General features: G+C 64.3%; 20 protein-coding genes. 13 read left to right on the top strand and 7 right to left on the bottom strand.

All coding sequences use genetic code 11. The annotated features are described in order from the left end of the window. Window positions 1–301: 301 nt before the first annotated feature. The 3 genes from ykgO (at window position 302) to AABA84_RS02735 (ending at window position 1,611) form a co-directional block, all read left to right on the top strand. Window positions 302–427, top strand: coding sequence for a type B 50S ribosomal protein L36 (gene ykgO / locus AABA84_RS02745; protein ID WP_006611362.1), 126 nt, complete (start codon window positions 302–304; stop codon window positions 425–427). A gap of 121 nt (window positions 428–548) precedes the next feature. After that, the gene (locus AABA84_RS02740) at window positions 549–1,181 is read left to right on the top strand and encodes a tetratricopeptide repeat protein (protein WP_338309583.1); all 633 of its coding nucleotides are present in this window, start codon (window positions 549–551) and stop codon (window positions 1,179–1,181) included. A gap of 169 nt (window positions 1,182–1,350) precedes the next feature. Next, a complete protein-coding gene (locus AABA84_RS02735) occupies window positions 1,351–1,611 on the top strand; it encodes a hypothetical protein (RefSeq protein WP_338309584.1) in 261 nt (86 codons plus the stop codon). 6 nt (window positions 1,612–1,617) lie between these two features. Here AABA84_RS02735 and AABA84_RS02730 read toward each other — a convergent pair whose 3' ends face one another. Then, window positions 1,618–1,800, bottom strand: a complete 183-nt coding sequence (locus tag AABA84_RS02730) for a hypothetical protein (RefSeq protein WP_212253229.1) — start codon at window positions 1,798–1,800, stop codon at window positions 1,618–1,620. Between the two features lie 342 nt (window positions 1,801–2,142). Here AABA84_RS02730 and AABA84_RS02725 point away from each other — a divergent pair, with 342 nt between their 5' ends. Continuing rightward, window positions 2,143–3,099: an alpha/beta fold hydrolase gene (locus tag AABA84_RS02725; RefSeq protein WP_338311261.1), complete on the top strand. Its 957-nt coding sequence runs from the start codon at window positions 2,143–2,145 to the stop codon at window positions 3,097–3,099. Window positions 3,100–4,095: 996 nt separating this feature from the next. Here AABA84_RS02725 and cycA read toward each other — a convergent pair. Then, a complete protein-coding gene (gene cycA, locus AABA84_RS02720; protein ID WP_212253239.1) occupies window positions 4,096–4,491 on the bottom strand; it encodes a cytochrome c-550 CycA in 396 nt (131 codons plus the stop codon). Between the two features lie 280 nt (window positions 4,492–4,771). Here cycA and AABA84_RS02715 point away from each other — a divergent pair, with 280 nt between their 5' ends. The 5 genes from AABA84_RS02715 (at window position 4,772) to AABA84_RS02695 (ending at window position 10,771) form a co-directional block, all read left to right on the top strand. Next, entirely contained in the window at window positions 4,772–6,265 is a 1,494-nt protein-coding gene (locus AABA84_RS02715) for an FAD-linked oxidase C-terminal domain-containing protein (RefSeq protein ID WP_212253241.1), read from the top strand. A 71-nt stretch (window positions 6,266–6,336) separates the two neighbouring features. Further along, window positions 6,337–7,575 (top strand): FAD-binding protein, encoded by a 1,239-nt coding sequence (locus tag AABA84_RS02710; RefSeq protein ID WP_338311260.1) that lies wholly within the window; start codon window positions 6,337–6,339, stop codon window positions 7,573–7,575. Continuing rightward, a complete protein-coding gene (gene glcF, locus AABA84_RS02705) occupies window positions 7,572–8,894 on the top strand; it encodes a glycolate oxidase subunit GlcF (protein WP_212253245.1) in 1,323 nt (440 codons plus the stop codon). The genes AABA84_RS02710 and glcF overlap by 4 nt, the downstream gene beginning before the upstream one ends. 84 nt (window positions 8,895–8,978) lie before the next feature. Further along, on the top strand, window positions 8,979–9,365 hold the full coding sequence (locus AABA84_RS02700) for a histone (RefSeq protein WP_338311259.1): 387 nt from the start codon (window positions 8,979–8,981) through the stop codon (window positions 9,363–9,365). A gap of 389 nt (window positions 9,366–9,754) precedes the next feature. Then, complete coding sequence (locus tag AABA84_RS02695; RefSeq protein WP_338311258.1) at window positions 9,755–10,771, top strand: TorF family putative porin; 1,017 nt, start codon at window positions 9,755–9,757, stop codon at window positions 10,769–10,771. 108 nt (window positions 10,772–10,879) lie between these two features. On the opposite strand, the gene AABA84_RS02690 is transcribed toward AABA84_RS02695, so the two are convergent. Next, the gene (locus tag AABA84_RS02690) at window positions 10,880–12,640 is read right to left on the bottom strand and encodes an ABC transporter ATP-binding protein/permease (RefSeq protein ID WP_212253251.1); all 1,761 of its coding nucleotides are present in this window, start codon (window positions 12,638–12,640) and stop codon (window positions 10,880–10,882) included. A gap of 315 nt (window positions 12,641–12,955) precedes the next feature. On the opposite strand from AABA84_RS02690, the gene AABA84_RS02685 reads away from it, so the two are divergent. After that, window positions 12,956–14,620 (top strand): L-lactate permease, encoded by a 1,665-nt coding sequence (locus AABA84_RS02685; protein WP_338309589.1) that lies wholly within the window; start codon window positions 12,956–12,958, stop codon window positions 14,618–14,620. Window positions 14,621–14,777: 157 nt separating this feature from the next. Then, a complete protein-coding gene (locus tag AABA84_RS02680; protein WP_038971171.1) occupies window positions 14,778–15,176 on the top strand; it encodes an META domain-containing protein in 399 nt (132 codons plus the stop codon). A 185-nt stretch (window positions 15,177–15,361) separates the two neighbouring features. Here AABA84_RS02680 and AABA84_RS02675 read toward each other — a convergent pair whose 3' ends face one another. The 3 genes from AABA84_RS02675 to AABA84_RS02665 form a co-directional block, all read right to left on the bottom strand. Further along, window positions 15,362–16,573, bottom strand: a complete 1,212-nt coding sequence (locus tag AABA84_RS02675) for a hypothetical protein (protein WP_338311255.1) — start codon at window positions 16,571–16,573, stop codon at window positions 15,362–15,364. 198 nt (window positions 16,574–16,771) lie between these two features. Beyond that, complete coding sequence (gene groL, locus AABA84_RS02670) at window positions 16,772–18,403, bottom strand: chaperonin GroEL (protein ID WP_212253259.1); 1,632 nt, start codon at window positions 18,401–18,403, stop codon at window positions 16,772–16,774. 147 nt (window positions 18,404–18,550) lie between these two features. After that, window positions 18,551–18,847, bottom strand: coding sequence for a co-chaperone GroES (locus tag AABA84_RS02665; protein WP_027525027.1), 297 nt, complete (start codon window positions 18,845–18,847; stop codon window positions 18,551–18,553). A gap of 316 nt (window positions 18,848–19,163) precedes the next feature. On the opposite strand from AABA84_RS02665, the gene AABA84_RS02660 reads away from it, so the two are divergent. Further along, the gene (locus AABA84_RS02660) at window positions 19,164–19,685 is read left to right on the top strand and encodes a hypothetical protein (protein ID WP_212253261.1); all 522 of its coding nucleotides are present in this window, start codon (window positions 19,164–19,166) and stop codon (window positions 19,683–19,685) included. Window positions 19,686–19,846: 161 nt separating this feature from the next. Here AABA84_RS02660 and AABA84_RS02655 read toward each other — a convergent pair whose 3' ends face one another. Next, a complete protein-coding gene (locus AABA84_RS02655; protein ID WP_212253263.1) occupies window positions 19,847–20,632 on the bottom strand; it encodes a protein phosphatase CheZ in 786 nt (261 codons plus the stop codon). Window positions 20,633–20,947: 315 nt separating this feature from the next. Between AABA84_RS02655 and AABA84_RS02650 the strand changes: the two genes are divergently transcribed. Beyond that, window positions 20,948–21,760, top strand: coding sequence for a L,D-transpeptidase (locus AABA84_RS02650; protein ID WP_338311253.1), 813 nt, complete (start codon window positions 20,948–20,950; stop codon window positions 21,758–21,760). The last annotated feature ends 85 nt before the right edge of the window (window positions 21,761–21,845 follow it).

Here is a 21,845-nt window from a genome sequence, read left to right as displayed (position 1 = left end):
TCCCGACGGGTTGCCGAATTGATTATATGATATAACGAATTTGGCAAGGCGTCGTCGAAAGGTCTGACTCCCTTGCGATAAATCGGGCCGATCCGGCCGCTTCTACTGTGCATGGGGTTGTTTTCGCGAATTTGCCGGTTCGGAACCGGGCAGTTAACATTGACATCCCCTCCTGCCATGCCTTAAGAACCGCCCCGTCCCGGGCGGTCGTCCGCCGGCGGGAAAAATCTCATTTTGCCACATTCGCGCGTGCCGAAACGGTAGTGCCGAACACGGCCTTTCGAACGTTCAGGATTCCGCCATGAAGGTCCGTAACTCGCTGAAATCGCTGCGCGGTCGCCATCGCGCCAACCGCCTGGTCCGCCGCAAGGGCCGGGTCTATGTGATCAACAAGGTGCAGCGCCGCTTCAAGGCTCGTCAGGGCTGATCAGTCAAAGGCTGATCCCTGTCGAGGGCTCCTGAGCGCGCCCCCGAAAGACCACGGTCTCACACGAGTTTGACGCCGCCTTTGCTTTGCAAGGGCGGCTTTACGCGTTTAGACTTTCATCATGGCAGCGAGATTCCCGTTAGCGCGCACCCTGTGTCTGGCCTTTGTGCTGGGAACCGCCGGCGTTGCTCCGGCCCTGGCACAGCAGGTTGATCCACCCGGCAAGCAGAAGAAGCTCCCGGAGGCGCCGGCCAAGCTGCCCAAGGTCGATCGCAACAAGAATCTCGAATTCCTGTTCGGCGCGTTGAAGGCGGCGCCCGACGAGGCCAGCGCCAAGCATGTCGAGGCGCGGATCTGGGCAATCTGGCTCCAGACCCCGAGCGACACCGCGGCGCTGTTGATGGCGCGCGCCAAGACTGCGGTCGACGCCAAGAAGATCGAGGTCGCGATCAAGCTCTTGGATTCGGTCATCAAGCTCCGGCCCGACTACATCGAGGCCTGGAACCGGCGCGCCACGCTGTACTACATGCAGAACGACTACGGCCGTTCGCTCGCGGATATCCAGCAGGTGCTGATCCGGGAGCCGCGCCATTTCGGCGCGCTCGCGGGCCTCGGCATGATCATGCAGGAGGTCGGCGACGAGAAGCGCGCGCTCGAGGCCTATCGCAAGGCGCTCGCCGTCAATCCGCACCTCGAAAAGATTCCCGACCAGGTCAAATCGCTGACCGAGAAGGTCGAAGGCCGCGATATCTAGAGCACGATCCGGAAAAGTTCGGGAGGATCGTGCTCGCGCAATAGCGGATAGTTTGATCATCTTCCGAGCGATGGCGGCTTGCGTGGATTAACCACGATCGGAAGCGCGGCATCGTGAGGACTATTGCCGGCGCCGCCAGGGGCCTACCTGCATGGCAGGAGCGAAAGCCATGAAGCGTTTGATTCTTGCAGGGTGCTTGCTGCTCGCGTCGGGGACGGCGAGCTTCGCCGACGGACTGTTCTGGGTGGTCGGCAACCGAGCCACCGGAAAATGCAACATCGTGACCAGCAATCCGGTCATCATCGGCGATATCTGGTTCGGCGACGGTCCCTACAAGTCGAGGGCCGATGCCAAGCTTGCCCGTTCGACGATCCGCCTCTGTCCCGCGCTCACGCCGGACGAGGAAAAGGACGAGGACGGCGCGAACTAGCCTGCACTAATGCAGGGCACTGCCGCCGCGCTCGACCAGGCCGCGGTCGGCGGCTGCCGCGTAAGCCTTTGCAAGCTCCGATTCCAGGTGCTCGTTGATCAGCAGCAGCGCCCGTACGGCACCGCGCAGATCGCCGTTGCAGCTCGCCACGATCTCGTCGATCGCACTGTCGTTCGATCTGAAGCTCATCGAAAATCCTCCGGTTCAAATCAGGACAAATCCTGCCGGTCTTTCCCGCATCCCCTGAGGTTGCCCTGGGGCCTGCGAGGAGGATCGGCGCCCACCCGCGCCTAAATGGCGGAACCGACCATGGCGATTATAAGGAAGCCGCGATGACGGCTGCATGAAGCTGTTCCGAGGCTTGCGCGCCCTCCTGGAATGTTGTTGATTCCATTGAGCTTTCACGTTCTCCAATTATGCACATATCCACAGCCCCGGCAGTTTCGGCGGATTCGCGGAAGCCGGCGGAGCGAAACTGCCGCCCATGACACCCGTAACTGCCCTGTGCCCAGGATCACCCGGATTCTCTCCATGATCGTGATGTCAGTCGTGACGGCGCTGGTTCTGCTGGCGCTGGTCACGCAGGCTGGAATCGTCGCCGTGCAGCGCGCCTTTCCGCCGCAGGGCGGGATGGTCGAGGTCGACGGCGCGACGCTTCACGTCGTCGATATCGGTCCGCGCGACGCAGGCCCGCCGATCGTGATGCTGCACGGCGCGAGCTCCAATCTCGAGGCGATGCGGCGCCCGCTCGGCGACCTCCTCGCCAGGGATCATCGCGTCATCCTGGTCGACCGTCCCGGCCATGGCTGGAGCACGCGGGCGCGGCGCCAGGATTCCACGCCGCAGATCCAGGCGCGGATGATCGATGAGGCGCTCGGCAAGCTCGGGATCGCGCGTGCGGTCTTCGTCGTTCATTCCTGGAGTGGTGCGCTCGGCGCGCGGATCGCGCTCGATCATCCCGGCCGCGTCGCCGGCCTGGTCATGCTCGCTCCCGTCACCCATCCCTGGCGCGGCGGGGTCGGCCGTTACAATGAGTTCATCGCAACGCCGGTGATCGGTCCGCTGCTCGCCTACACGATCACCCTGCCGCTCGGCTACTTTCTGGCCGAGCCCGGCGCGCGCAACGTGTTCCTGCCGCAGACGATGCCCGATGGATTCGTGCAGGACTCCGCGACGCCGCTGCTGCTGCGCCCGCGCGAGTTCATCGCCAATGCCTATGATCTGGTGACGCTGAAGCAGGCTGTGACGGCGCAAGCCGCGCGCTATGGCGAGATCTCGGCGCCGGTCACGATCATCGCCGGCGAGCCCGACAAGACGGTGAAGACCAACATCCACGCCCGCCCGTTCGCAGCCATGGTGCCGCATGCGAAGCTGATCGTGCTGCCCGATCTCGGCCACATGGTGCAGAACGCCGTGCCGGAGCTCGTGAAGACGGAAATCGAAGCGATGATCGGGAAAATCGCCCCGGCGCAGGCGGCCGCCGATTAGAGCTGACGCTCCCGTAGCCCGGATGGAGCTGCCGTCGCAGCTCGCAGAGCGAAGGCGGAAGCGTAATCCGGGGCCGCTCGCCCGGCATTTTGCACCGTCCCGGATTACGCTAGCGCTCCATCCGGGCTACGGGACCGCGCCTGTGTCGCCCGCTGTCAATCCACCAGCACAAAAATATTCCACTTTACCGAAATTCGGTTTCGGCGTATGTGTCGTCCATCCCGGCTTGACCTTGAGGGGCGATCGCGCGTCGTCACGTTTCGCGAGCCGGGCTTGCGGTGGACGCGGCAGCGTCGGCACGAGATGGTAGCGGGCAGGGCGGGTAGTCCCTGTGAGCCCGAAACCGCGTGCGGACGAGCGACGCTGAACGCGTACGGCAAAACCGTGTGGTCCTGGCCGTCGTTGCTACGGTCAAGTCTTGCGAAGATGCGAGCGAGCCCAACCGGGCAGACTGCATCATCCAATTCGCGGGGCGAGGGAGGCCAGAGGGAACTCGGCTCCCGGGAGAGCACGGCATAAGCCGTCCGACCATCGCGCAGGGAAGGCCGAGTGATCGGCACCACCTGTATGCTGCTGTGCGGTTCTTTCTGCGTGTGCATTTCGCGCAGCGGACCGCGGGTGCGAGCCGGCACCCGGCCTTCCCTGCGCCCTCTTGGCTTTAGAGGGCGAAAGATGAAGCAAAGCTCGGGCGTATTCAGCCGCGAGGCTGCGAAGGCATGTCCGCAGCCACACACTCGCTGTCATCGCCCGGCCAGTGCGCAATTGCGCACCAGGACCGGGCGATCCAGTATTCCAGAGGCGCTTGTGATTGAATCGAGAGGCCGCGGCGTACTGGATTCCCCGCCCCAGTGCGCAATTGCGCACAAGGCTGGGAATGACAGTGGAGGTTGGAGAACGCAGGTGCCGCCTCATACGAAGAAGACGCGTCAAAACAAAAAGCTGCAGCTTCGGTCCCGATTGATCAGAACCGAAGCTGCAGCGCTGTCTGCTACGTGCTTACTGCTTGATCTTCCCGTCCTTGTCGAACTGGGAGACATAGGTCCAGAGATTGTTGATCTCGGTCTCGTTCTTGATGCCGGCGAACGCCATCTTGGTGCCGGGGATCTTGGCCTTGGGGTCCTTGATGTATTCCTTGAACACGGCCTCGTCCCAGGTGATGCCGGAATTCTTGTTCGCGTCCGAGTAGCTGTAGCCCTCAACCGTGCCCGACTTGCGGCCGTTGAGGCCGTTGAGCTCGGGACCCACCTTGTTCTTGGCGCCTTCGCCGATCGCGTGGCAGGCCAGGCATTTGTTGAACGACGTCTTGCCGGCCGCGGCATCCTGCGCCATCGCGGCGGGTGCGGTGGCAATCGCGGTGAGGATCGTCAGTGCGCCAAAAATCAGTTTTGTCATCGGGTGCTCTTCGTCTCTTCCCTGGTGGGTCTGGGCTGGTCAGTCCATTGCCGGATCGGCAATCGCCCGACCTGCCGGTTTTGGCAGGCCTGCGCGGCTTGGACAAGCCACCAAACCATGACAGGTTTCATGATTTCCGACTTGTCCCAGAGCGAACTGGCGGAAGATGGGCGATCCGACTTTCGGATGGCCTACCCAAACACCCGCGGACGTGATTGATTTGCCGAGACAAATTGATCGTGCGGCACGAGCCGGAAGGATATGCCATGAAGGATCCGATATGGCCATCATGATGCCTGCGAGCGACCAGGCGGTGCTGGCGCGCCGCGCTGAGATCGTTGCTGCATTGCGTGCGATCGTTCCCGGCGAGGGCGTGATCGATACGCCTGCCGAGATGCGGGCCTATGAATCCGACGGGCTGACGGCCTATCGGCAGCCGCCGATGGTCGTGGTGCTGCCCGATACGACCGAGCAGGTCTCGCTGATCCTGAAATATTGTGCGGGGCAAGGCATCAAGGTGGTGCCGCGCGGTTCCGGCACATCGCTATCAGGCGGGGCGCTGCCGCTCGAGGACGGCGTGCTGCTCGGCCTCGGCAAGTTCAAGCGCATCCGCGAGATCGATTTCGACAACCGCGTCGTCGTCACCGAGCCCGGCGTCACCAATCTCGCCATCAGCCAGGCGGTCGCCCATGCCGGCTTCTATTACGCGCCCGATCCGTCCTCCCAGATCGCCTGCTCGATCGGCGGCAATGTCGCGGAAAATTCCGGCGGCGTGCACTGCCTCAAATACGGCATGACCACCAACAACGTGCTCGGCTGCGAGATCGTGCTGATGAGCGGCGAGATCCTGCGCATCGGCGGCAAGGGGTGCGAGAACCCGGGCTACGATTTGATGGGCGTCATCACCGGCTCCGAAGGCCTGCTTGGCGTCATCACCGAGGTCACGGTGCGCATCCTGCAGAAGCCGGAGACGGCGCGCGCGCTGATGGTCGGCTTCGCCGAGGTCGAGGCCGCCGGCGAATGCGTCGCGCGCATCATCGGCGCCGGCATCATCCCCGGCGGCATGGAGATGATGGACAAGCCCGCGATCCACGCGGCCGAGGCCTTCGTCCACGCCGGCTATCCGCTCGATGTCGAGGCGCTGCTCATCATCGAGCTCGACGGTCCCAAGATCGAGGTCGACGAGCTGATCACGCGCGTCGAGACCATCGCAAGAGGCTGCGGCTCGGTGACGCTGCAGATCTCGACCTCGGAAGCCGAGCGCAACCTGTTCTGGGCCGGGCGCAAGGCCGCGTTCCCGGCGGTGGGGCGCATCTCGCCCGACTATCTCTGCATGGACGGCACAATTCCCCGCGGCGCGCTGCCGAAGGCGCTGGCGCGCATCCGCGAGCTCGGCGAAAAATACCAGCTCGGCTGCGCCAACGTGTTTCACGCCGGCGACGGCAATCTGCACCCCTTGATCCTCTACGATGCCAACAAGCCCGGCGAGATCGAGCGCGCCGAAGCCTTCGGCGCCGACATCCTGCGCGCCTGTGTCGAGTTCGGTGGCGTGCTCACCGGCGAGCATGGCGTCGGCATCGAGAAGCGCGACCTGATGCCGGAGATGTTCAGCGAGATCGACCTCAACCAGCAGCAGCGGCTGAAATGCGCCTTCGACTCGCAGGGCCTGCTCAATCCCGGAAAAGTGTTTCCGACCCTGCACCGCTGCGCCGAGCTCGGCCGCATGCATGTCCACGCGGGCAAGCTGGCGTTCCCGGACATTCCGCGGTTCTAGCGTCGATCGCTGCGCCTCGCTGCAACGCGCCAGATTTGCTTTCCGTTCTAAACTTGGATACCGGCTCAGTCGTGAATACGCTTAAGGTCAGAGACGCCAAAGACGTCGAAGAGGTGGTGCGCGCGGCGATTGCCAATGAGCAGCCGCTCGAGATCATCGGTCATGGCAGTAAGCGCGGCATCGGCCATGCCATGGCGACCAACGCCGTGCTCGACCTCTCCGCGCTCAACGCCGTCACCTCCTACGAGCCGAACGAGCTGATCATCACGCTCCAGGCCGGTGCGCCGCTGGCCGACGTGCTCTCGCTGATCGACGCCAAGAACCAGCAATTCGCCTTCGAGCCGATGAATACCGCGCCGCTGCTCGGCACGCCCGCGCTCGGGACCATCGGCGGCATGATCGCGGCCGGGCTCGCCGGCCCGCGGCGCATCAGGGCGGGCGGGGCGCGCGACCACCTGCTCGGGGCACACGCCGTCTCGGGCTTCGGCGACAGCTTCAAGACCGGCGGCAAGGTGGTGAAGAACGTCACCGGCTATGACCTCTGCAAGCTGCTGGCGGGATCCTGGGGCACGCTGTCCGTCATGACCGAGGTCACGCTGAAGGTGATGCCGAAGCCCGAGGCCGAGCGGACGCTGCTGCTGCACGGGTTAGATGATGCCGCCGCCAACAAGGCGATGACCGCGGCGCTCGGCTCGCCCTTCGACGTCTCCGGTGCCGCGCATCTGCCGAAATCGGCGTTCCGGGCCAAGACCGAGGGGCTTGGCGATCTCGCGGGGGAGGGGGAGGCGCTGACCGTGCTGCGGCTCGAGGGCATCACGGCCTCAGCCGCCCATCGCGCCGGGTCGTTGCGCGAATTGCTGGCGCCGTTCGGAACCGCGACGCTGATCGAGGACGCAGCGTCTGCTGCGCTATGGGCGACGATCCGCGACGTGCTGCCGTTCGCCGCCGGCGGCGCGCTCGGCGCCTGGCCGGTCTGGCGGATCGTCTGCCCGCCGGCCTCGGGTGCTGCGCTCGGCACGCAATTGGCGCGGGAGACGGGGGGCGATGTGATGTACGATTGGGGCGGCGGGCTGATCTGGGCGGCACTGCCGCCGAAGGGCGACGCGCATGCTCCGGCGGTGCGGATGCGTGCCAATGCCGTCGGCGGCCACGCAACGCTGATCCGAGCGGCCGAAGACGTCAGGCGCGACGTCGACGTGTTTCATCCGCAAGCGCCAGGCATTGCCGCCTTGAGCGAGCGGGTGCGCGCCAGTTTCGATCCAAAGGCCGTTCTCAACCGGGGCCGCTTGAGCCGAGGCGCTGTGGCATGAAGACCGAATTCTCACTCGCCCAGCTCGCCGACCCCGACATTGCGGAGGCCGACAAGATCCTGCGCGCCTGCGTCCATTGCGGCTTCTGCACCGCAACCTGTCCGACCTATGTGCTGCTCGGCGACGAGCTCGATAGCCCGCGCGGCCGCATCTATCTGATCAAGGAGATGCTGGAGAAGGACCAGACGCCGACGGCGGAAGTGGTCAAGCATGTCGACCGCTGCCTGTCGTGCCTGGCCTGCATGACGACCTGCCCCTCGGGGGTGAACTACATGCATCTCGTCGACCAGGCCCGGGTCAGGATCGAGCAGCGTTATGAGCGGCCCCTGGCCGAGCGGCTGCTGCGCCAGGTGCTGGCCTTCGTCCTGCCGGACCCGCAGCGCTTTCGCATCAGCATGGTGCTGGCGCGGCTGGCCCGTCCGCTCGCCGTTTTCCTGCCGACGCCGCGGCCTTCGGCGACGCCCGGCCTGATCCAGCGCATCAAGGCGATGCTGGCGCTGGCTCCGCACCGGCTGCCGCCGCCGGGTCCCGCCGCCGGCAGCGTGTTCGCGGCGCTCGGCAAGAAGCGCGGCCGGGTCGCGCTGCTGCAGGGCTGCGCCCAGCAGGTGCTGGCGCCGCGCATCAACCAGGCGGCCATCAGTCTTCTCACCCGCCACGGCATCGAGGTTGTCCTGGTCCGGGACGAGCAGTGCTGCGGCGCGCTGACCCATCACCTCGGCAACGATCAGGATGCATTGGCACGGGCGCGAGGCAACGTCGCTGCCTGGCGGAAGGAAGCGGCCGGCGAGGGGCTCGACGCCATCCTGGTGACGGCGTCCGGCTGCGGCACAGTGATCAAGGACTACGGCTATCTGCTGCGCGAGGATGCTGCGTTCGCCGCCGATGCGGCGAAGGTGTCCGCGCTCGCCAAGGACATCACCGAATACATCGCCGGCCTCGCACTCGAGCCGACTGCGCGACAGGACAACATCGTCGTCGCCTATCACTCGGCGTGTTCGTTGCAGCATGGGCAGAAAATCACGGGCCTTCCGAAAGAATTGCTTTCCAAGAATGGATTCGTGGTGAAAGATGTGCCGGAGAGCCATTTGTGTTGCGGTTCGGCGGGGACCTACAACATTCTCCAGCCCGAGCTTGCGGGCCGGTTGCGCGATCGCAAGGTCGCCAACATCGCAAGCGTCAAGCCGGACATGATTGCCGCGGGCAATATCGGCTGCATGGTGCAGATTGCCAGTGGCACGTCAGTTCCGGTCGTACACACGATTGAGCTTCTCGATTGGGCTACGGGCGGGTCGCGGCCGGCATTGAACGCGCAAGTTTGAGCTTTCAAGCCTGAACTTTCGTCCGGAGGCGACGGTAGAACGGCGCCCGATCGACCATTGTTCGTCGGCAACAGGAGGACCACGATGGCGAAAGCGAAGAAGAAAAAAAGCAAGAAGGCCAAAAAGGCGAAGAAGGCAGTAGCGGCGAAGAAATCCGCGAAGAAGGCAGCCAAGAAGTCCGCCAAAAAATCCACGAAGAAATCTACCAAGAAAGCTGCAAAGAAAGCTTCGAAGAAGGCCGCGCCGAAGAAGGCCGCCAAGAAGGCTGTGAAGAAAACAGCCAAGAAGGCCGCCAGCCCGGCTGCACCGAAGAAGGCCGCGAAGAAAGCGGCACCGAGGAAGGCGAAGGCAGCTCCTGCGCCCAAGCCGTCAGCGCCGGCGGCAGCTCCGGCTCCCGAGCCGGCCGCCGAGACGAGCTGGGCGATGCCTTCGTCTTCTGCGGAAGCGGCGCCGGCCGAGGGGCAAGGCTAGGTCCCATCCAGCGACCGCGATCGCCAACGGGAAGGCCGCTGCGGTGACGCTGCGGCCTTTTTGCATCGCCGCAAGTAGCTCCGGAAGCTCTCCGTTTACGGCGCCTGTTTGATTCGTAGCCCGGATGCCACGCTGGCCGCCTTCCCCGTACTTGCACGGTCCTGCCGTGCGTTTTGGAATGCGAATAATGTGATCGAGAAGACACACAGGCCGACAACCTTTCGTGGAATCGTCAAAACGCCCAAAAAGTCGGCAGATGCCCGTGATTTTTGCTTCACGGCCCACATCCCTCAATCCAGATTGTCGCAGTAACGCAATTTTGCAGACAAGTCGTTTGCCCCGGGGGCTTCCGGGATCCGACTGGGTAAGAACTGGCGATGGGGATCGAAATGAAAAAATTGGCTTTGTTGGCAACGGCGCTGGCAATGGTGACGACGGGTTCGGCTTTCGCGGCAGACTTGCGCGTGAAGGCATTGAAGGCCTCGCCGCCGCCCGCCTTCGATCCCTGGGATATCGCCTTCGGCGGTGCGGTCATGAGCGACTACATCTTCCGCGGTATCACCCAGTCGAACCACAAGCCGTCGGTCTCGGCCTATTTCGAGCCGCGCTACAACGTCACCAAGGACCTCCAGCTCTATGTTGGTGTGGCCGGTGAGAGCATCTCCTTCCCGAACCGCGCCGCAGCCGAGATCGATATCTACGGCGGTATCCGCCCGACCTTCGGTGCATTCGCCTTCGACATCGGCGTCTGGGGTTACCTGTATCCGGGTGGGACCTGCTATTACGGTGCGCCGATCGACACCGCCGGCAACCCGCTCAGCGCGCAGTGCGCCGCGAACGCCCTGCTCAACGGCAACGTGATGAAGAAGGACGTCAGCTTCTTCGAAGTCTACGGCAAGGTGAACTACACCATCAACGACAATTGGAGCGTCGGCCTGAACGAGTACTACACGCCGAGCTTCCTGAACTCCGGTGCGTGGGGCGACTACGTGTCGATCACCGCCAAGTACACTGCTCCGAGCACCATTTTCGGCTCCAGTGGCGTCGGCATGTACGTCTCGGGTGAGTTCGGCCGCCAGTTCCTGGGCACGTCCGACTCGTTCTACGGCACGGGCTTCGCCGCGCCGGGCTTCGCCGGTCCGTTCCCGAACGGCATCAAGTACGCCGACTACAACACCTGGAATATCGGCATCGGCTTCACCTACAAGGTCTTCACGCTCGACCTGCGTTACTCCGACACCGACCTGTCGAAGGCGAACTGCAACGCGTTCACCAGCGACTATACGGCGACCGCCAACGGCAGCTTCAGCAACATCAATCCGACCGGCGTCGGCTCCAACTGGTGCGGCGCGGCTGGCATCGCCAAGCTCTCGTTCGACCTGACGGCGATGACCAACCTGAAGTAAGTTTCTTCCCGGAACGACTTGTTGGGGGCGGCAGAGCAATCTGCCGCCCTTCTGCTTTTTGGGGTGCGGGGTGCCTGGCCTTGGTCGTCCGAGACGCCCGCCGGCCTCTCAGCGTGCCGCGGTCGGCTCCGGCCGGGCCGGCTCGCCGGCTTTGCCGAGGACGTGGATCTCGCCGTGCTCCACCAAGGCCACCTTCCGGGTGTGGAAGGCGTCCAGCGTCGAGCGGTGGCCGATCGAGACGATGGTGGCCTGCGGCAGCTTCTCCGTCAGCAGCCGATAGAGCCGGTCCTCGGACGGCTCGTCCAGCGACGCCGTCGCTTCGTCGAGGAATAGATAGTCCGGCACGTGCAGCAGCGCACGAGCAAGCCCAAGGCGTTGCTGTTCGCCGAGCGACAATGTCCGGTTCCAGTGGCCGTGCTCGTCGAGCCGCTCCGCCAGCCGCGGCAGGCCGACTGCGATCAGCGCGTCGCGGATCTTCTCGGGCGGGACGGAGCCGTGCCCGGCCGGGTAGATGACGGCGTCGCCAAGCGCACCGATCGGGAAGTACGGTCGTTGCGGCAGCATCATCAGCTTCGACGTCTCGGGAATGGCGACGGTGCCGCTGCCGAACGGCCAGACGCCGGCAATCGCCCGGAACAGTGTCGACTTGCCGGAGCCCGACGGGCCGGTCACCAGCACCCGCTCCGAGGGCTGGATCGTGAAGGCATCGGCTGCGACCAGAGGCGCGCCGTTCGGCAGCTTGACGAGCAATTGCTCGAGCGCGATGGCCTTGCCGTTCGATGGCGCGATGTCGATGGTCGGTTCGAGCGCCGCGCCGTGGGCGGCGGAGCTGACCGACATCTCGAAGCCATCGAGGCGGGCGATCACCGCGCGCCACTCTGCGAGCGAGCGGTAGGCGGTGACGAAGAAGGACAGCGCATCCTGCACGCTGCCGAACGCCGAGCCGGTCTGCATCATGTCGCCGAGCTGGATGCGCTTGGCGAAGTAGGCCGGCGCCACCACGACATAGGGAAAGATCGTCGCAGCCTGACCGTAGCTTGCCGTGAAGGCGGTCAGGCGCTTGGTCCGGCTCATGATCTCGTACCAATTGCCGATGACGAAGCCGAAGCGCCGCAGCAGATGCCCTCGCTCCGCGGGCTCACCCTTCAGCAGGGCGATCTGCTCGGAATTTTCGCGCACGCGGATCAGGTTGAAGCGGAAGTCGGCCTCAAAGCGCTGTTGCTCGAAATTGAGATTGATGAGCGGGGCGCCGATCCAGTGGGTCAGCGCGGTACCCAGAATAGCGTAGGCCAGTGCGCACCAGACCAGAAAACCGGGCACGAGGATATCGGTGCCGTAAATGTACAAGGGGGCCTTGTAGGACAGACCCCAGAGGATGACGACGAACGAGGCCAGCGTCACGATCGACGACAAAAGGCCAAGGCCGATGGTCAGCGTTTGCTCGACGAAATTCTTGACGTCCTCGGTGATACGCTGGTCCGGATTGTCGGCGGCATCGCCCTTGAGCTGCATGCGGTAATGGGTGGCGCCCTCGAGCCATTCGCCGAGATAGTGTCGCGTCAGCCATTGCCGCCAGCGGATCTGGAGCCACTGGTTCAAATAGAGCTTGTAGACGGCCAAAGCGACGAAGGTGAAGGCAAGCCCAAGGAAGATCCAGACCTCCTTGACGAATTCGGGCAGATCGTAGGCCTGCAGCGCGCTGTAGAACCGGTTCTGCCACTGATTGAGGAGCACGTTGATCGCGACCAGCACCAGCTCCATCGCGACGACGACGGCGAGCAGGCCGCGGCCGGCCCACTTGTCCTCCGACCGGAAATAGGGGACGGCGATTCGCCAGACGATCGCGAGCGTGGCGCTGAGGTTCTTCACAGAGCAGAATCTCCTAGGGGGATGTGCACAACGACCCGGAGCCAGAGGCTTGAGGCAATGGCGGAAATGGGCGCGCTTAGACTAAAGTCGCAAGTGCTGCAATTTGCGTTGGCTTGTCGCAGCTTGCAACCCTAGCATGGGGTTCGACGGCGCGGGGTGGGGTGCTCTGGGATTTCGCGAGCTTGTGAGCGGGACGGGAACCGCCGCATTCGCGAGGAATTCGCGTCCAGCTCGGGGGTTATCGCTTCCAGCGTCAAGCAGGATCGGCTCTCCACGCGGGCCGTCTGCCGCAAACATGCGTGGGGGAGGAAGACCATGTGGAATCAAGTCTATGATCCGCTGCACAGCCCTGTGCTGTCGACGATTGCGGCGGCGGTGCCCGTCGTCACGCTGCTGGTGCTGATCGCGAGCGGCCGCGTCCAGGCGCATATCGCGGCGGTCATCGCCGTGATCGTGGCCAATCTGATCACGATCTTCGTCTTCACCATGCCGGCGAACATGTCGATCCGCGCCTCGGTGCTGGGCATCGTCACCGGCTTCTTCCCGATCGGCTGGATCGTCCTCAACGTCATCTTCCTCTACCAGGTGACGGTGAGCACGGGGCGCTTCGAATTGCTCAAGCGCGCCATCGGCGGGGTCACCGAGGACCGGCGGCTGCAATTGCTGCTGATCGCGTTCTCCTTCGGCGCGTTCTTCGAGGGGGCCTCGGGTTTCGGCACGCCGGTCGCCATCACCGGTGCCGTGCTGATCGGCCTCGGCTTCTCGCCACTCGCGGCGTCCGGCCTGTCGCTGATCGCCAACACCGCGCCGGTCGCCTATGGCGCGCTGGGCACGCCGATCCAGGGCCTTGCCTCGGTCACTGGGCTCGATCCCTACATCCTCGGCGCGATGGTCGGGCGGCAATTGCCGTTCTTCTCGCTGATCGTGCCGTTCTGGGTGGTGTGGGCATTCGCGGGCTGGAAGGGCATGAAGGATGTCTGGCCGGCGATCCTGGTCACCGGCGTATCGTTCGCGGTTCCGCAATTCGTGATCTCGAACTTTATCAACCCCTGGATCGTCGACATCGGCGCGTCGCTGATCTCGATGGGCGCGCTGATCCTGTTCCTGAAGGTCTGGCAGCCCAGGCAGCTCTGGCTGTCGCCGGCGCTGCGCGGCCGCGATGAATCGGCAGCCACCATGGCGGCGGCAAAACCGCTCGACAAGACGCCGCTGACGCAGAGCGAATTGTTCGGCGCGCTGCTGCCGTGGATCATCGTCTGCATCGTGATGCTGATCTGGGGCAACGGGGCGTTCAAGGCGTGGGCGAATTCGATCTTCGTCTGGAACTATCCCGTGCCCGAGCTGCACCAGATGATCAACAAGATGCCGCCGGTCGCGCCAGGGCCGACGAAAGAGAGCGCGGTGTTCGGCTTCACCTACCTGTCCTTCACCGGCACGGGCATGCTGATCGCGGCGATCATCTCCGGTGTCCTGATGGGCGTCGGCCCCGGCAAGCTCTTGACCGAGTACGGCCGCACCATCCGGCTCTGCGCGATCTCGCTGATCACGATCTCGGCGATGCTGGCGATCGGCACCCTGACGCGGCTGTCCGGCGTCGACGCGACGCTCGGTCTCGCCTTCGCCGCAACCGGCGTGCTCTATCCCTTCTTCGGCACGCTGCTCGGCTGGCTCGGCGTGGCGCTGACGGGATCGGACACGGCGTCCAACGTGCTGTTCGGCAATCTGCAGAAGATCACCTCCGAGCAGCTCGGGCTGTCGCCGGTCCTGATGGCCGCGGCGAACTCGTCCGGCGGCGTGATGGGCAAGATGATCGACGCGCAGTCGATCGTCGTCGCCTCCACTGCCACCAACTGGTACGGCCATGAGGGCACGATCCTGCGCTTCGTGTTCTGGCACTCGATCGTGCTGGCCTGTCTCGTCGGCGTGCTCGTGACGTTGCAGGCCTATGTCTGGCCGTTCACGGCAATGGTCCTGAAGTAGCAGGCCAAGCCCGGCTCGAACGCAAATCCCCGCGAGGTCCGCCCCGCGGGGATTTTTGCGTCCATCAAATCTCATCGCGCTCCAGGTGGGGCGAACCTTCTCAATGGCGCCGCCGTCTTATAGAAGGTGCGGCAAATCAGGTCGGACGAGAGGTCTCATGGTTTCGCTCAAGCGATTGGTGTGTGCTGCGGTTGCAATGCTCGCGATGTCCATTGTCGCGCGTGCCGAGGACGGTTTCCCGTTCGGCACCGAGATGACGCTGGAAGCGCTGCCGCAAGCAGGCTCGAAGCGAATTCCGAACATCGAGATCGGCGACCATGGCGAGGTCGTGCTCGAGCTCTGGTGCAAGGGCGGCAAGGGCCAGTTCTCGGTCGCCGGCAACACCGTGATCTTCGTCCCCGGTCAGATCCAGGACCGCTCCTGCCCGCCGGCAAGGGCGCAGGCCGACGACGATCTCGTCGCAGCTCTGAGCAGTGTCGAGACCTGGAAGCGTCAGGGCGATGTGCTGACGCTGATCGGCCCCAAGCCGCTGCGTTTCAGGACGACGGGGAATTAGCTCCGCTCTCGTGTCCCGGACAAGGCGCGTCGCGCAAGCGATGCGCCGCAGAGCCGGGACCCAGATTTTCTATCGGCAAATTCGTGTGTGGCCTCTGGGCGCCGGCTCTAGCGCTTCGCGCCATAGCGCGTCGAAGACGCGCGTAAACGCGCTTGTGTCGTCCGGGGCACGATAGTTCAGCGCGTCTACTTCCACACCGATTTGTCGGCATCCCAGCGCTGGCCCTTGAGCTCCCTGGCGAGCGCCTCGACCGAACCGTTGTCGTCGGGCTGCTCGCCTTCCTCGTCGACCGACGTGTCGTCGGAGAGATTGAGCTTGGCGCCGCTGCTCTCGTCGGCGGTCGTCGTCGCGGGACTGCCGATCCACAGCATGAGCTTGTCGGTCGTGCCCGGCTTGTCGGGCGAGACGAGCCCTGCGACCTCGATCGTGTCGGTGAGATCGAGCGCGGGGAAATCCGGGTTCGGCCGCTTGAAGACCAGCTTGAGCTTGCCGGTGGCGGGGTTGAAGCTTTGCGAGACCGGCTTTGCCGCGAGCGTCCGGCTCAAAACGTTCGAGACGGCGGCCGCGAGCTTGTCCTTGCTGATCTTGTCGCCCTCGCGCCAGTCGGCCGCGGCGAAGCGGATGGTGCGGTCCATCTCGGTCATGCCCGCGGTCCAGCCCGCGGCGGTGACGCCCGGCGTCGCCTTGAATTTCGCCAGCAGCGCGCCGGCGCGCTCAGGATCGACCGACATGTTGATGGTCTGCTCGCCGGCGCGTAGCGCATCGCAGCCGACCGTGAGGCTCGCCAGCGTCACCTCGACCGCCTGGCCCTTCAGGCTCTTCAGGAAGTCGGTTGCAGCGTCGAGCTTGACCTTGACCGCGATCGCCTCCGGCGAGACGTCGGTGAAATCCTTCGGCTGCGGCGTGATGCCGTCGTCGGAGGTCTGGTTGTCCTGAAATTCCTTCTCGCTGAGATCGGAATTGTCGGGCGAGGTCACTTCGGTCACGACCTGGCCGATGCTGATCTGGCCGCGGAATTCGAAGGTGTCCCCGGCCTGCTTGCGCAGCAGCTTGACGCTGACGGGCGCCTTCTCGCTGATGCTCTGCGTGGTGCCCGTCAGGGTCTGCCCCGCGACCTGGAGGTTGACGACGAAGCGGTCCTTGCGGTCGGAATTCTTTGCGACGGGATAGCAGACGTCGAGCACCGCTGCCGTCACCGTCTTGCCCTGGCGCGTCTCCTTCAGGATCACGTCGGCATTGCCGTCCATCAGCCCGTCGATCGAGGTGAAATAGCGTGTCTCCGGACCACCGGGCGTCGTGGCCTTCGGCGACAGCTTCATCTGGGCGGATGCGGGATGCGGAGAAGCTGCAAGCAGAGCTGCCAAAAGGGCTGTCGAGCAAACCAGAAGCGCACGCATCGATGAAATCCTCGCGCAACGGGCATGATCCGGAAGTGTGAAGCGGTTTTCCGAGAGGATCATGCCCAAACAATTCGAATCGGCGCGTCACCGTAGTGGGTTTTGGCCGTCGGTTGAATCGGAAAGCGGAGGGGCAGGGTCGGCAAAAAAGAAGGCCGCCCGGAGGCGGCCTTCGCAACATTGTAACGGAACGGAGGCTTAGAAGCCGCCCATGCCGCCGCCGCCGGGCATCGCGGGCGGGGCTTCCTTCTTCGGCGTCTCGGCGACCATGGCCTCGGTGGTGACCAGCAGGCCGGCCACGGAGGAGGCGTCCTGGAGCGCGGTGCGCACCACCTTGGCGGGATCGATGATGCCCTTCTCGATCATGTCGACATAGTCCTCGGTCTGGGCGTCGAAGCCGAAGGTCTCGGACTTGTTCTCCAGGATCTTGCCGACCACGATCGAGCCTTCCACGCCGGCGTTTTCCGAGATCTGGCGGATCGGAGCCTCGAGCGCCTTCAGCACGATGTTGATGCCGGCCTGGACGTCGGCATTGGCGTTGGTGAGACGGCCGACCGCCTTCTTGGCGCGCAGCAGCGTGACGCCGCCGCCGGGGACGATGCCTTCCTGCACCGCGGCGCGGGTGGCGTTGAGGGCGTCCTCGACGCGGTCCTTCTTCTCCTTGACCTCGATCTCGGTGGCACCGCCGACGCGGATCACCGCGACGCCGCCGGCCAGCTTGGCGAGGCGCTCCTGGAGCTTCTCACGGTCGTAGTCCGAGGTGGTTTCCTCGATCTGGGCCTTGATCTGGCCGACGCGGGCCTCGATCTCCGGCTTCTTGCCGGCGCCCTTGACGATCGTGGTGTTCTCCTTGTCGATCACGACCTTGCCGGCGCGGCCGAGCATCTTCACCGTGACGTTCTCGAGCTTCATGCCGAGGTCCTCGGAGATGAGCTGGCCGCCGGTGAGGATCGCGAGATCTTCGAGCATGGCCTTGCGGCGATCGCCGAAGCCCGGCGCCTTGACGGCGGCGACCTTGAGGCCGCCGCGGAGGCGGTTGACGACCAGGGTGGCCAGCGCCTCGCCCTCGACGTCCTCGGCGATGATGACGAGCGGCTTGCCCGACTGCACCACGGCTTCCAGCACCGGCAGCATGGCCTGCAGGCCCGAAAGCTTCTTCTCGTGCAGGAGGATGTAGGCATCCTCGAGCTCGGCGGTCATCTTCTCGGGGTTGGTGACGAAGTAGGGGCTGAGATAGCCGCGGTCGAACTTCATGCCCTCGACGATGTCGACTTCGGTGTCGAGCGACTTGTTCTCCTCGACGGTGATGACGCCTTCGTTGCCGACCTTCTGCATCGCCTGGGCGATCATCTTGCCGATGGCGGCATCGCCGTTGGCCGAGATGGTGCCGACCTGGGCGACCTCGGAGGAGGCGGCGACGGGCTTGGCCCGCTTCTCGATGTCCTTGATGACGGAAGCGACCGCGATGTCGATGCCGCGCTTGAGGTCCATCGGGTTCATGCCGGCGGCAACCGCCTTGGCGCCTTCGCGCACGATGGCCTGGGCCAGCACGGTCGCGGTGGTGGTGCCGTCGCCGGCGAGGTCGTTGGTCTTGGAGGCGACCTCACGTACCATCTGGGCGCCCATGTTCTCGAACTTGTCCTCGAGCTCGATCTCCTTGGCGACGGTGACGCCGTCCTTGGTGATGCGGGGTGCGCCGAACGACTTCTCGATGACGACGTTGCGGCCCTTCGGGCCGAGCGTCACCTTGACGGCGTTGGCGAGAATATCGACGCCGCGCAGCATGCGATCGCGCGCGTCTCCGGAAAACTTGACGTCTTTGGCAGCCATTTCTGCAATCCCTCGTGTTTGGTGATGTGTCTGCCGCTCGCCCGTCGCATCAATTCCGGGATCCGAAGATCGAACCCGTCGGAATGATGGATGCCCGGATCGCTTCGATCCGGGCATGACATTCAGCGGCCGTTCAGGCGGATGGCCTTAGGCCAAAACGCCCATGATGTCCGACTCCTTCATGATCAGGAGATCTTCGTTGTCGATCTTGACCTCGGTGCCCGACCACTTGCCGAACAGCACGCGGTCGCCGACCTTGAGGTCGATCGGGATCAGCTTGCCGGCCTCGTCACGGCCGCCGGGGCCGACGGCGACGATCTCGCCCTGGGACGGCTTTTCCTTGGCGGTGTCCGGAATGATGATGCCGCCCTTGGTCTTTTCCTCGGCGTCGATACGTTTGACCACGACACGGTCATGCAGCGGACGAAATTTGGATTTAGCCATGACGTTTCCCTTTGGAGGCTCGCTTCGGAAGGAGTGGAAGTGGGTGGGGCGGCGCTTCCGTCCACCCCCTATCCCGAGGATCGAACGGCGCGCTTAGCAATCGGGCTTTCCGAGTGCTAATAGTGGGCCCGGAAATATGGCTTGGCCGCGATCCTGTCAAGCAAAGGTGGTTAAGCGATTGGTGAGGCGGATATAGGATGGTGGCACTGGAAACTTGTTCGGGGCGCCGACGTATTAAAGGACGTCATTGCTCCGGCAGCGGTTTTGCGCTTGGCTGCAGGAGGGGTGCGGCCATGGTCTTGTTCGGGGGAATGCCATGATCAGTTCAGCTCACGCGCGCACGGTTGCCAATCTGGCCGCCGCCACTTGTCTGGCGCTGCTGCTGGGCGCCTGCGGCGGCGGCATGAGCCTGCCGTCCTTCTCGTCGTCCTCGCCGCCGCCCGAAGCCGAGCCTGGTACTGGTCCGGAAATGCCTGCGACCATTCGCGCCGACGAGATCGTCGGCCGCTGGGGTCTCGCCTCGTTCCAGAACCCGGCCGACCGCGCCCGTACCGAGGCGGCCGCCCGGGCCCAGTGCAAAAATCCCTACGTGATCACCGCCGGCTCCTCCGGCGGCGTGATCATGCATCTGGCCGACCAGGCAACGCCCCAGGAGCTGCGGCTGAAGGGCTCGCCGAGCGGCAAGAACTACATCGGACCGGCGGGTCCGACCCCCGGCGAGCAGGACCGCGAAATCATCTCCTTCGACGGCCGCGTCCTGATCACGCGCTTCATCGACAAGGACGCCGCCACCCGCTACGGCAACATGGTCTACGTCCGCTGCGCGCCGCGGGCGTGACAAGGGTTCGGCTCTAACCACTCGTCATTGCGAGGAGCGAAGCGACGAAGCAATCCAGACTGTTTCCGCGGAGGCACTCTGGATTGCTTCGCTTCGCTCGCAATGACGAAAAAAAACGCCGGCTTGCGCCGGCGTTTTGTTTTTCGCTATGTCGCGTCCGCTCAGTCGAACAGCGCGTCGATGTCGTCCTGCGAGGCGTGGCCGACGTCGCCGGCGAGCTTGGGGCCGTTGAGAAGCTTGTCGTCCTCGCTGCGATTGTCGACCGGCGGCACGACGTGGGACTTGATCGCGTCGACGCCGCCCCAGATGTCCATCATCGCATTGATGTGCTGCTCGATGAACTTCATCGTGGTCATGACCTTGCTGATGCGCTGGCCGGTCAGGTCCTGGAAGTTGCAGGCTTCGAAGATCGAGATGACGCGTTCCTGGATGTCGTCGGCGAGCCGCTTCTGCTGGTCGATCGAGTCCACCTTGGACATTGCGCTGGCGGCCTGGTCGATCGATTCCGCGGCTTCGAGGATCTGCTGGGTCGCCTGCTCGGTGCCGCCGACCACCGCGCCGAGCTCGCCATTGACCTTGGCCATTTCGCCGCCGTCAAAGCTCTTGCCGTGCAGCGTCGCGATTTCGCGCTTGGTGCGGTCGATGGCGTCATGGATGAGGTCGAGCTCGACCTTCAGCTTCTCGCACTGCTCGATCTGGGCCCGATAGGTTTCGAGCATGGTACGAGCCTCGGAGAGCTCGTGGGCGGTGGATGCGTCGATCGCCGCCATGGCTGCGCTGCCGGACAAGGGCAAGGGCGCAGCGCCTTTCGCCATCTGTGCACGGATCGCACGCAACTCGGCCATGATCTCGCTATGCATCGGGATTGCCTCTTCAGTTACGTCCAAAATCGGCATCTCGCCACCAGCGATATCCTCGACGCGAAAACGTTTGCGGTGAACAGCCATCAGGATACTCCCCCCACCTCACTCACGCGTCTTTGTAGGCAGAAGCGATTTAACACGAAGTTCACGGCAGGAACTGTTGTGCGGCTGCGCGCGACGGCGCGCAAAGAAGCGATTAACCATGCGCGTGCGGCGTTCATCGAAAATAAACGCTGATCGCCAAATTGCCCCGCTGCTGACGACGTGGTGAATCCAAACGCCGCTTCTGTTTACCAAACAAAGCGGCTTTTGCCTTTTATTGACCACGTCGGGGGCGCGGACCAGCCATCAGCTCTCCACGGCGCATGTGATCTAGACGAAACAGTACAGAGTACGTCGATGTTCAAGAAAATGTCTGTCGCGCTGCTCGGCAGCGCTTGCACCTTCATTGCCGGCGCAACCAGCGCCAGCGCCTTCGACAATTCGGTGCCGAACGATCCGCCCGCGGTGCTCTACCAGCCGCAGGTGCCGCCGGCGCCGGTGCGCGTCGCCTCCAATGCGAACATGGGCGGCGGATTCATCGAGTTCCTGTTCGGCGACGGTCCCGGCCGCGGTCCGGCCTACGCGCCGCAGCAGCCGGTCTATCAACAGCAGCCCGGCTATTACGACCAGCGCCGTCTGCCGCCGATGGGCGAGCCGCAGATGCAGGGTGGATATCAGCGAGGCGCGGTTCAGCAGGAGACGGCCGACCCGCGGCAGCGTCCGTTCGATCCGAGGTTCGAGAAACAGTCTGTTGACTATAGCGGCAAGGAAAGTCCCGGCACCATCGTGGTCGATACCCCGAACAAGTTCCTCTATCTCGTCGAGGGCAACGGCAGGGCGATGCGCTACGGCATTGGCGTCGGGCGTCCCGGCTTCACCTGGTCCGGCGTAAAGGCGATCACGGCCAAGCGCGAATGGCCGGACTGGACGCCGCCGGCCGAAATGATCGCACGCCGCCCCGATTTGCCCCGGCACATGGAAGGCGGTCCGGAGAACCCACTCGGCGCCCGCGCGATGTATCTGGGCTCGACGCTGTACCGCATCCACGGCTCCAACGAGCCCTGGACCATCGGCACCAACGTCTCCTCCGGCTGCATCCGCATGCGCAACGAAGACGTCATCGACCTCTACGGCCGCGTCAATGTCGGCACCAAGGTCGTGGTGATGTAGCCGAGCGCGCTCTGCGAGCCGTCAACTCCGCGTGTCGCGCGGGCTCGCGACGCGCCGCATCGCAGGCGTTGCGTGCCGCCGATGT

It is taken from the genome of Bradyrhizobium sp. TM239, from assembly GCF_036247985.1.
Classification (GTDB): Bacteria; Pseudomonadota; Alphaproteobacteria; order Rhizobiales; family Xanthobacteraceae; genus Bradyrhizobium; species Bradyrhizobium ottawaense.
The sequence above is the reverse complement of the archived record's forward strand: the minus strand, read 5'-3'. Positions and strand labels throughout refer to the sequence as shown.

Bases quoted from the DNA above. Each gene is read 5' to 3' on its own strand.
- cycA (WP_212253239.1), bottom strand. From the start codon at position 4,491: ATGACAAAACTGATTTTTGGCGCACTGACGATCCTCACCGCGATTGCC.
- groL (WP_212253259.1), bottom strand. From the start codon at position 18,403: ATGGCTGCCAAAGACGTCAAGTTTTCCGGAGACGCGCGCGATCGCATG.
- ykgO (WP_006611362.1), top strand. From the start codon at position 302: ATGAAGGTCCGTAACTCGCTGAAATCGCTGCGCGGTCGCCATCGCGCC.
- AABA84_RS02680 (WP_038971171.1), top strand. From the start codon at position 14,778: ATGGTTTCGCTCAAGCGATTGGTGTGTGCTGCGGTTGCAATGCTCGCG.
- AABA84_RS02715 (WP_212253241.1), top strand. From the start codon at position 4,772: ATGGCCATCATGATGCCTGCGAGCGACCAGGCGGTGCTGGCGCGCCGC.
- AABA84_RS02665 (WP_027525027.1), bottom strand. From the start codon at position 18,847: ATGGCTAAATCCAAATTTCGTCCGCTGCATGACCGTGTCGTGGTCAAA.
- AABA84_RS02660 (WP_212253261.1), top strand. From the start codon at position 19,164: ATGATCAGTTCAGCTCACGCGCGCACGGTTGCCAATCTGGCCGCCGCC.
- AABA84_RS02675 (WP_338311255.1), bottom strand. From the start codon at position 16,573: ATGCGTGCGCTTCTGGTTTGCTCGACAGCCCTTTTGGCAGCTCTGCTT.
- AABA84_RS02730 (WP_212253229.1), bottom strand. From the start codon at position 1,800: ATGAGCTTCAGATCGAACGACAGTGCGATCGACGAGATCGTGGCGAGC.
- AABA84_RS02725 (WP_338311261.1), top strand. From the start codon at position 2,143: ATGATCGTGATGTCAGTCGTGACGGCGCTGGTTCTGCTGGCGCTGGTC.
- AABA84_RS02735 (WP_338309584.1), top strand. From the start codon at position 1,351: ATGAAGCGTTTGATTCTTGCAGGGTGCTTGCTGCTCGCGTCGGGGACG.
- AABA84_RS02695 (WP_338311258.1), top strand. From the start codon at position 9,755: ATGAAAAAATTGGCTTTGTTGGCAACGGCGCTGGCAATGGTGACGACG.
- AABA84_RS02700 (WP_338311259.1), top strand. From the start codon at position 8,979: ATGGCGAAAGCGAAGAAGAAAAAAAGCAAGAAGGCCAAAAAGGCGAAG.
- AABA84_RS02685 (WP_338309589.1), top strand. From the start codon at position 12,956: ATGTGGAATCAAGTCTATGATCCGCTGCACAGCCCTGTGCTGTCGACG.
- glcF (WP_212253245.1), top strand. From the start codon at position 7,572: ATGAAGACCGAATTCTCACTCGCCCAGCTCGCCGACCCCGACATTGCG.
- AABA84_RS02655 (WP_212253263.1), bottom strand. From the start codon at position 20,632: ATGGCTGTTCACCGCAAACGTTTTCGCGTCGAGGATATCGCTGGTGGC.
- AABA84_RS02740 (WP_338309583.1), top strand. From the start codon at position 549: ATGGCAGCGAGATTCCCGTTAGCGCGCACCCTGTGTCTGGCCTTTGTG.
- AABA84_RS02650 (WP_338311253.1), top strand. From the start codon at position 20,948: ATGTTCAAGAAAATGTCTGTCGCGCTGCTCGGCAGCGCTTGCACCTTC.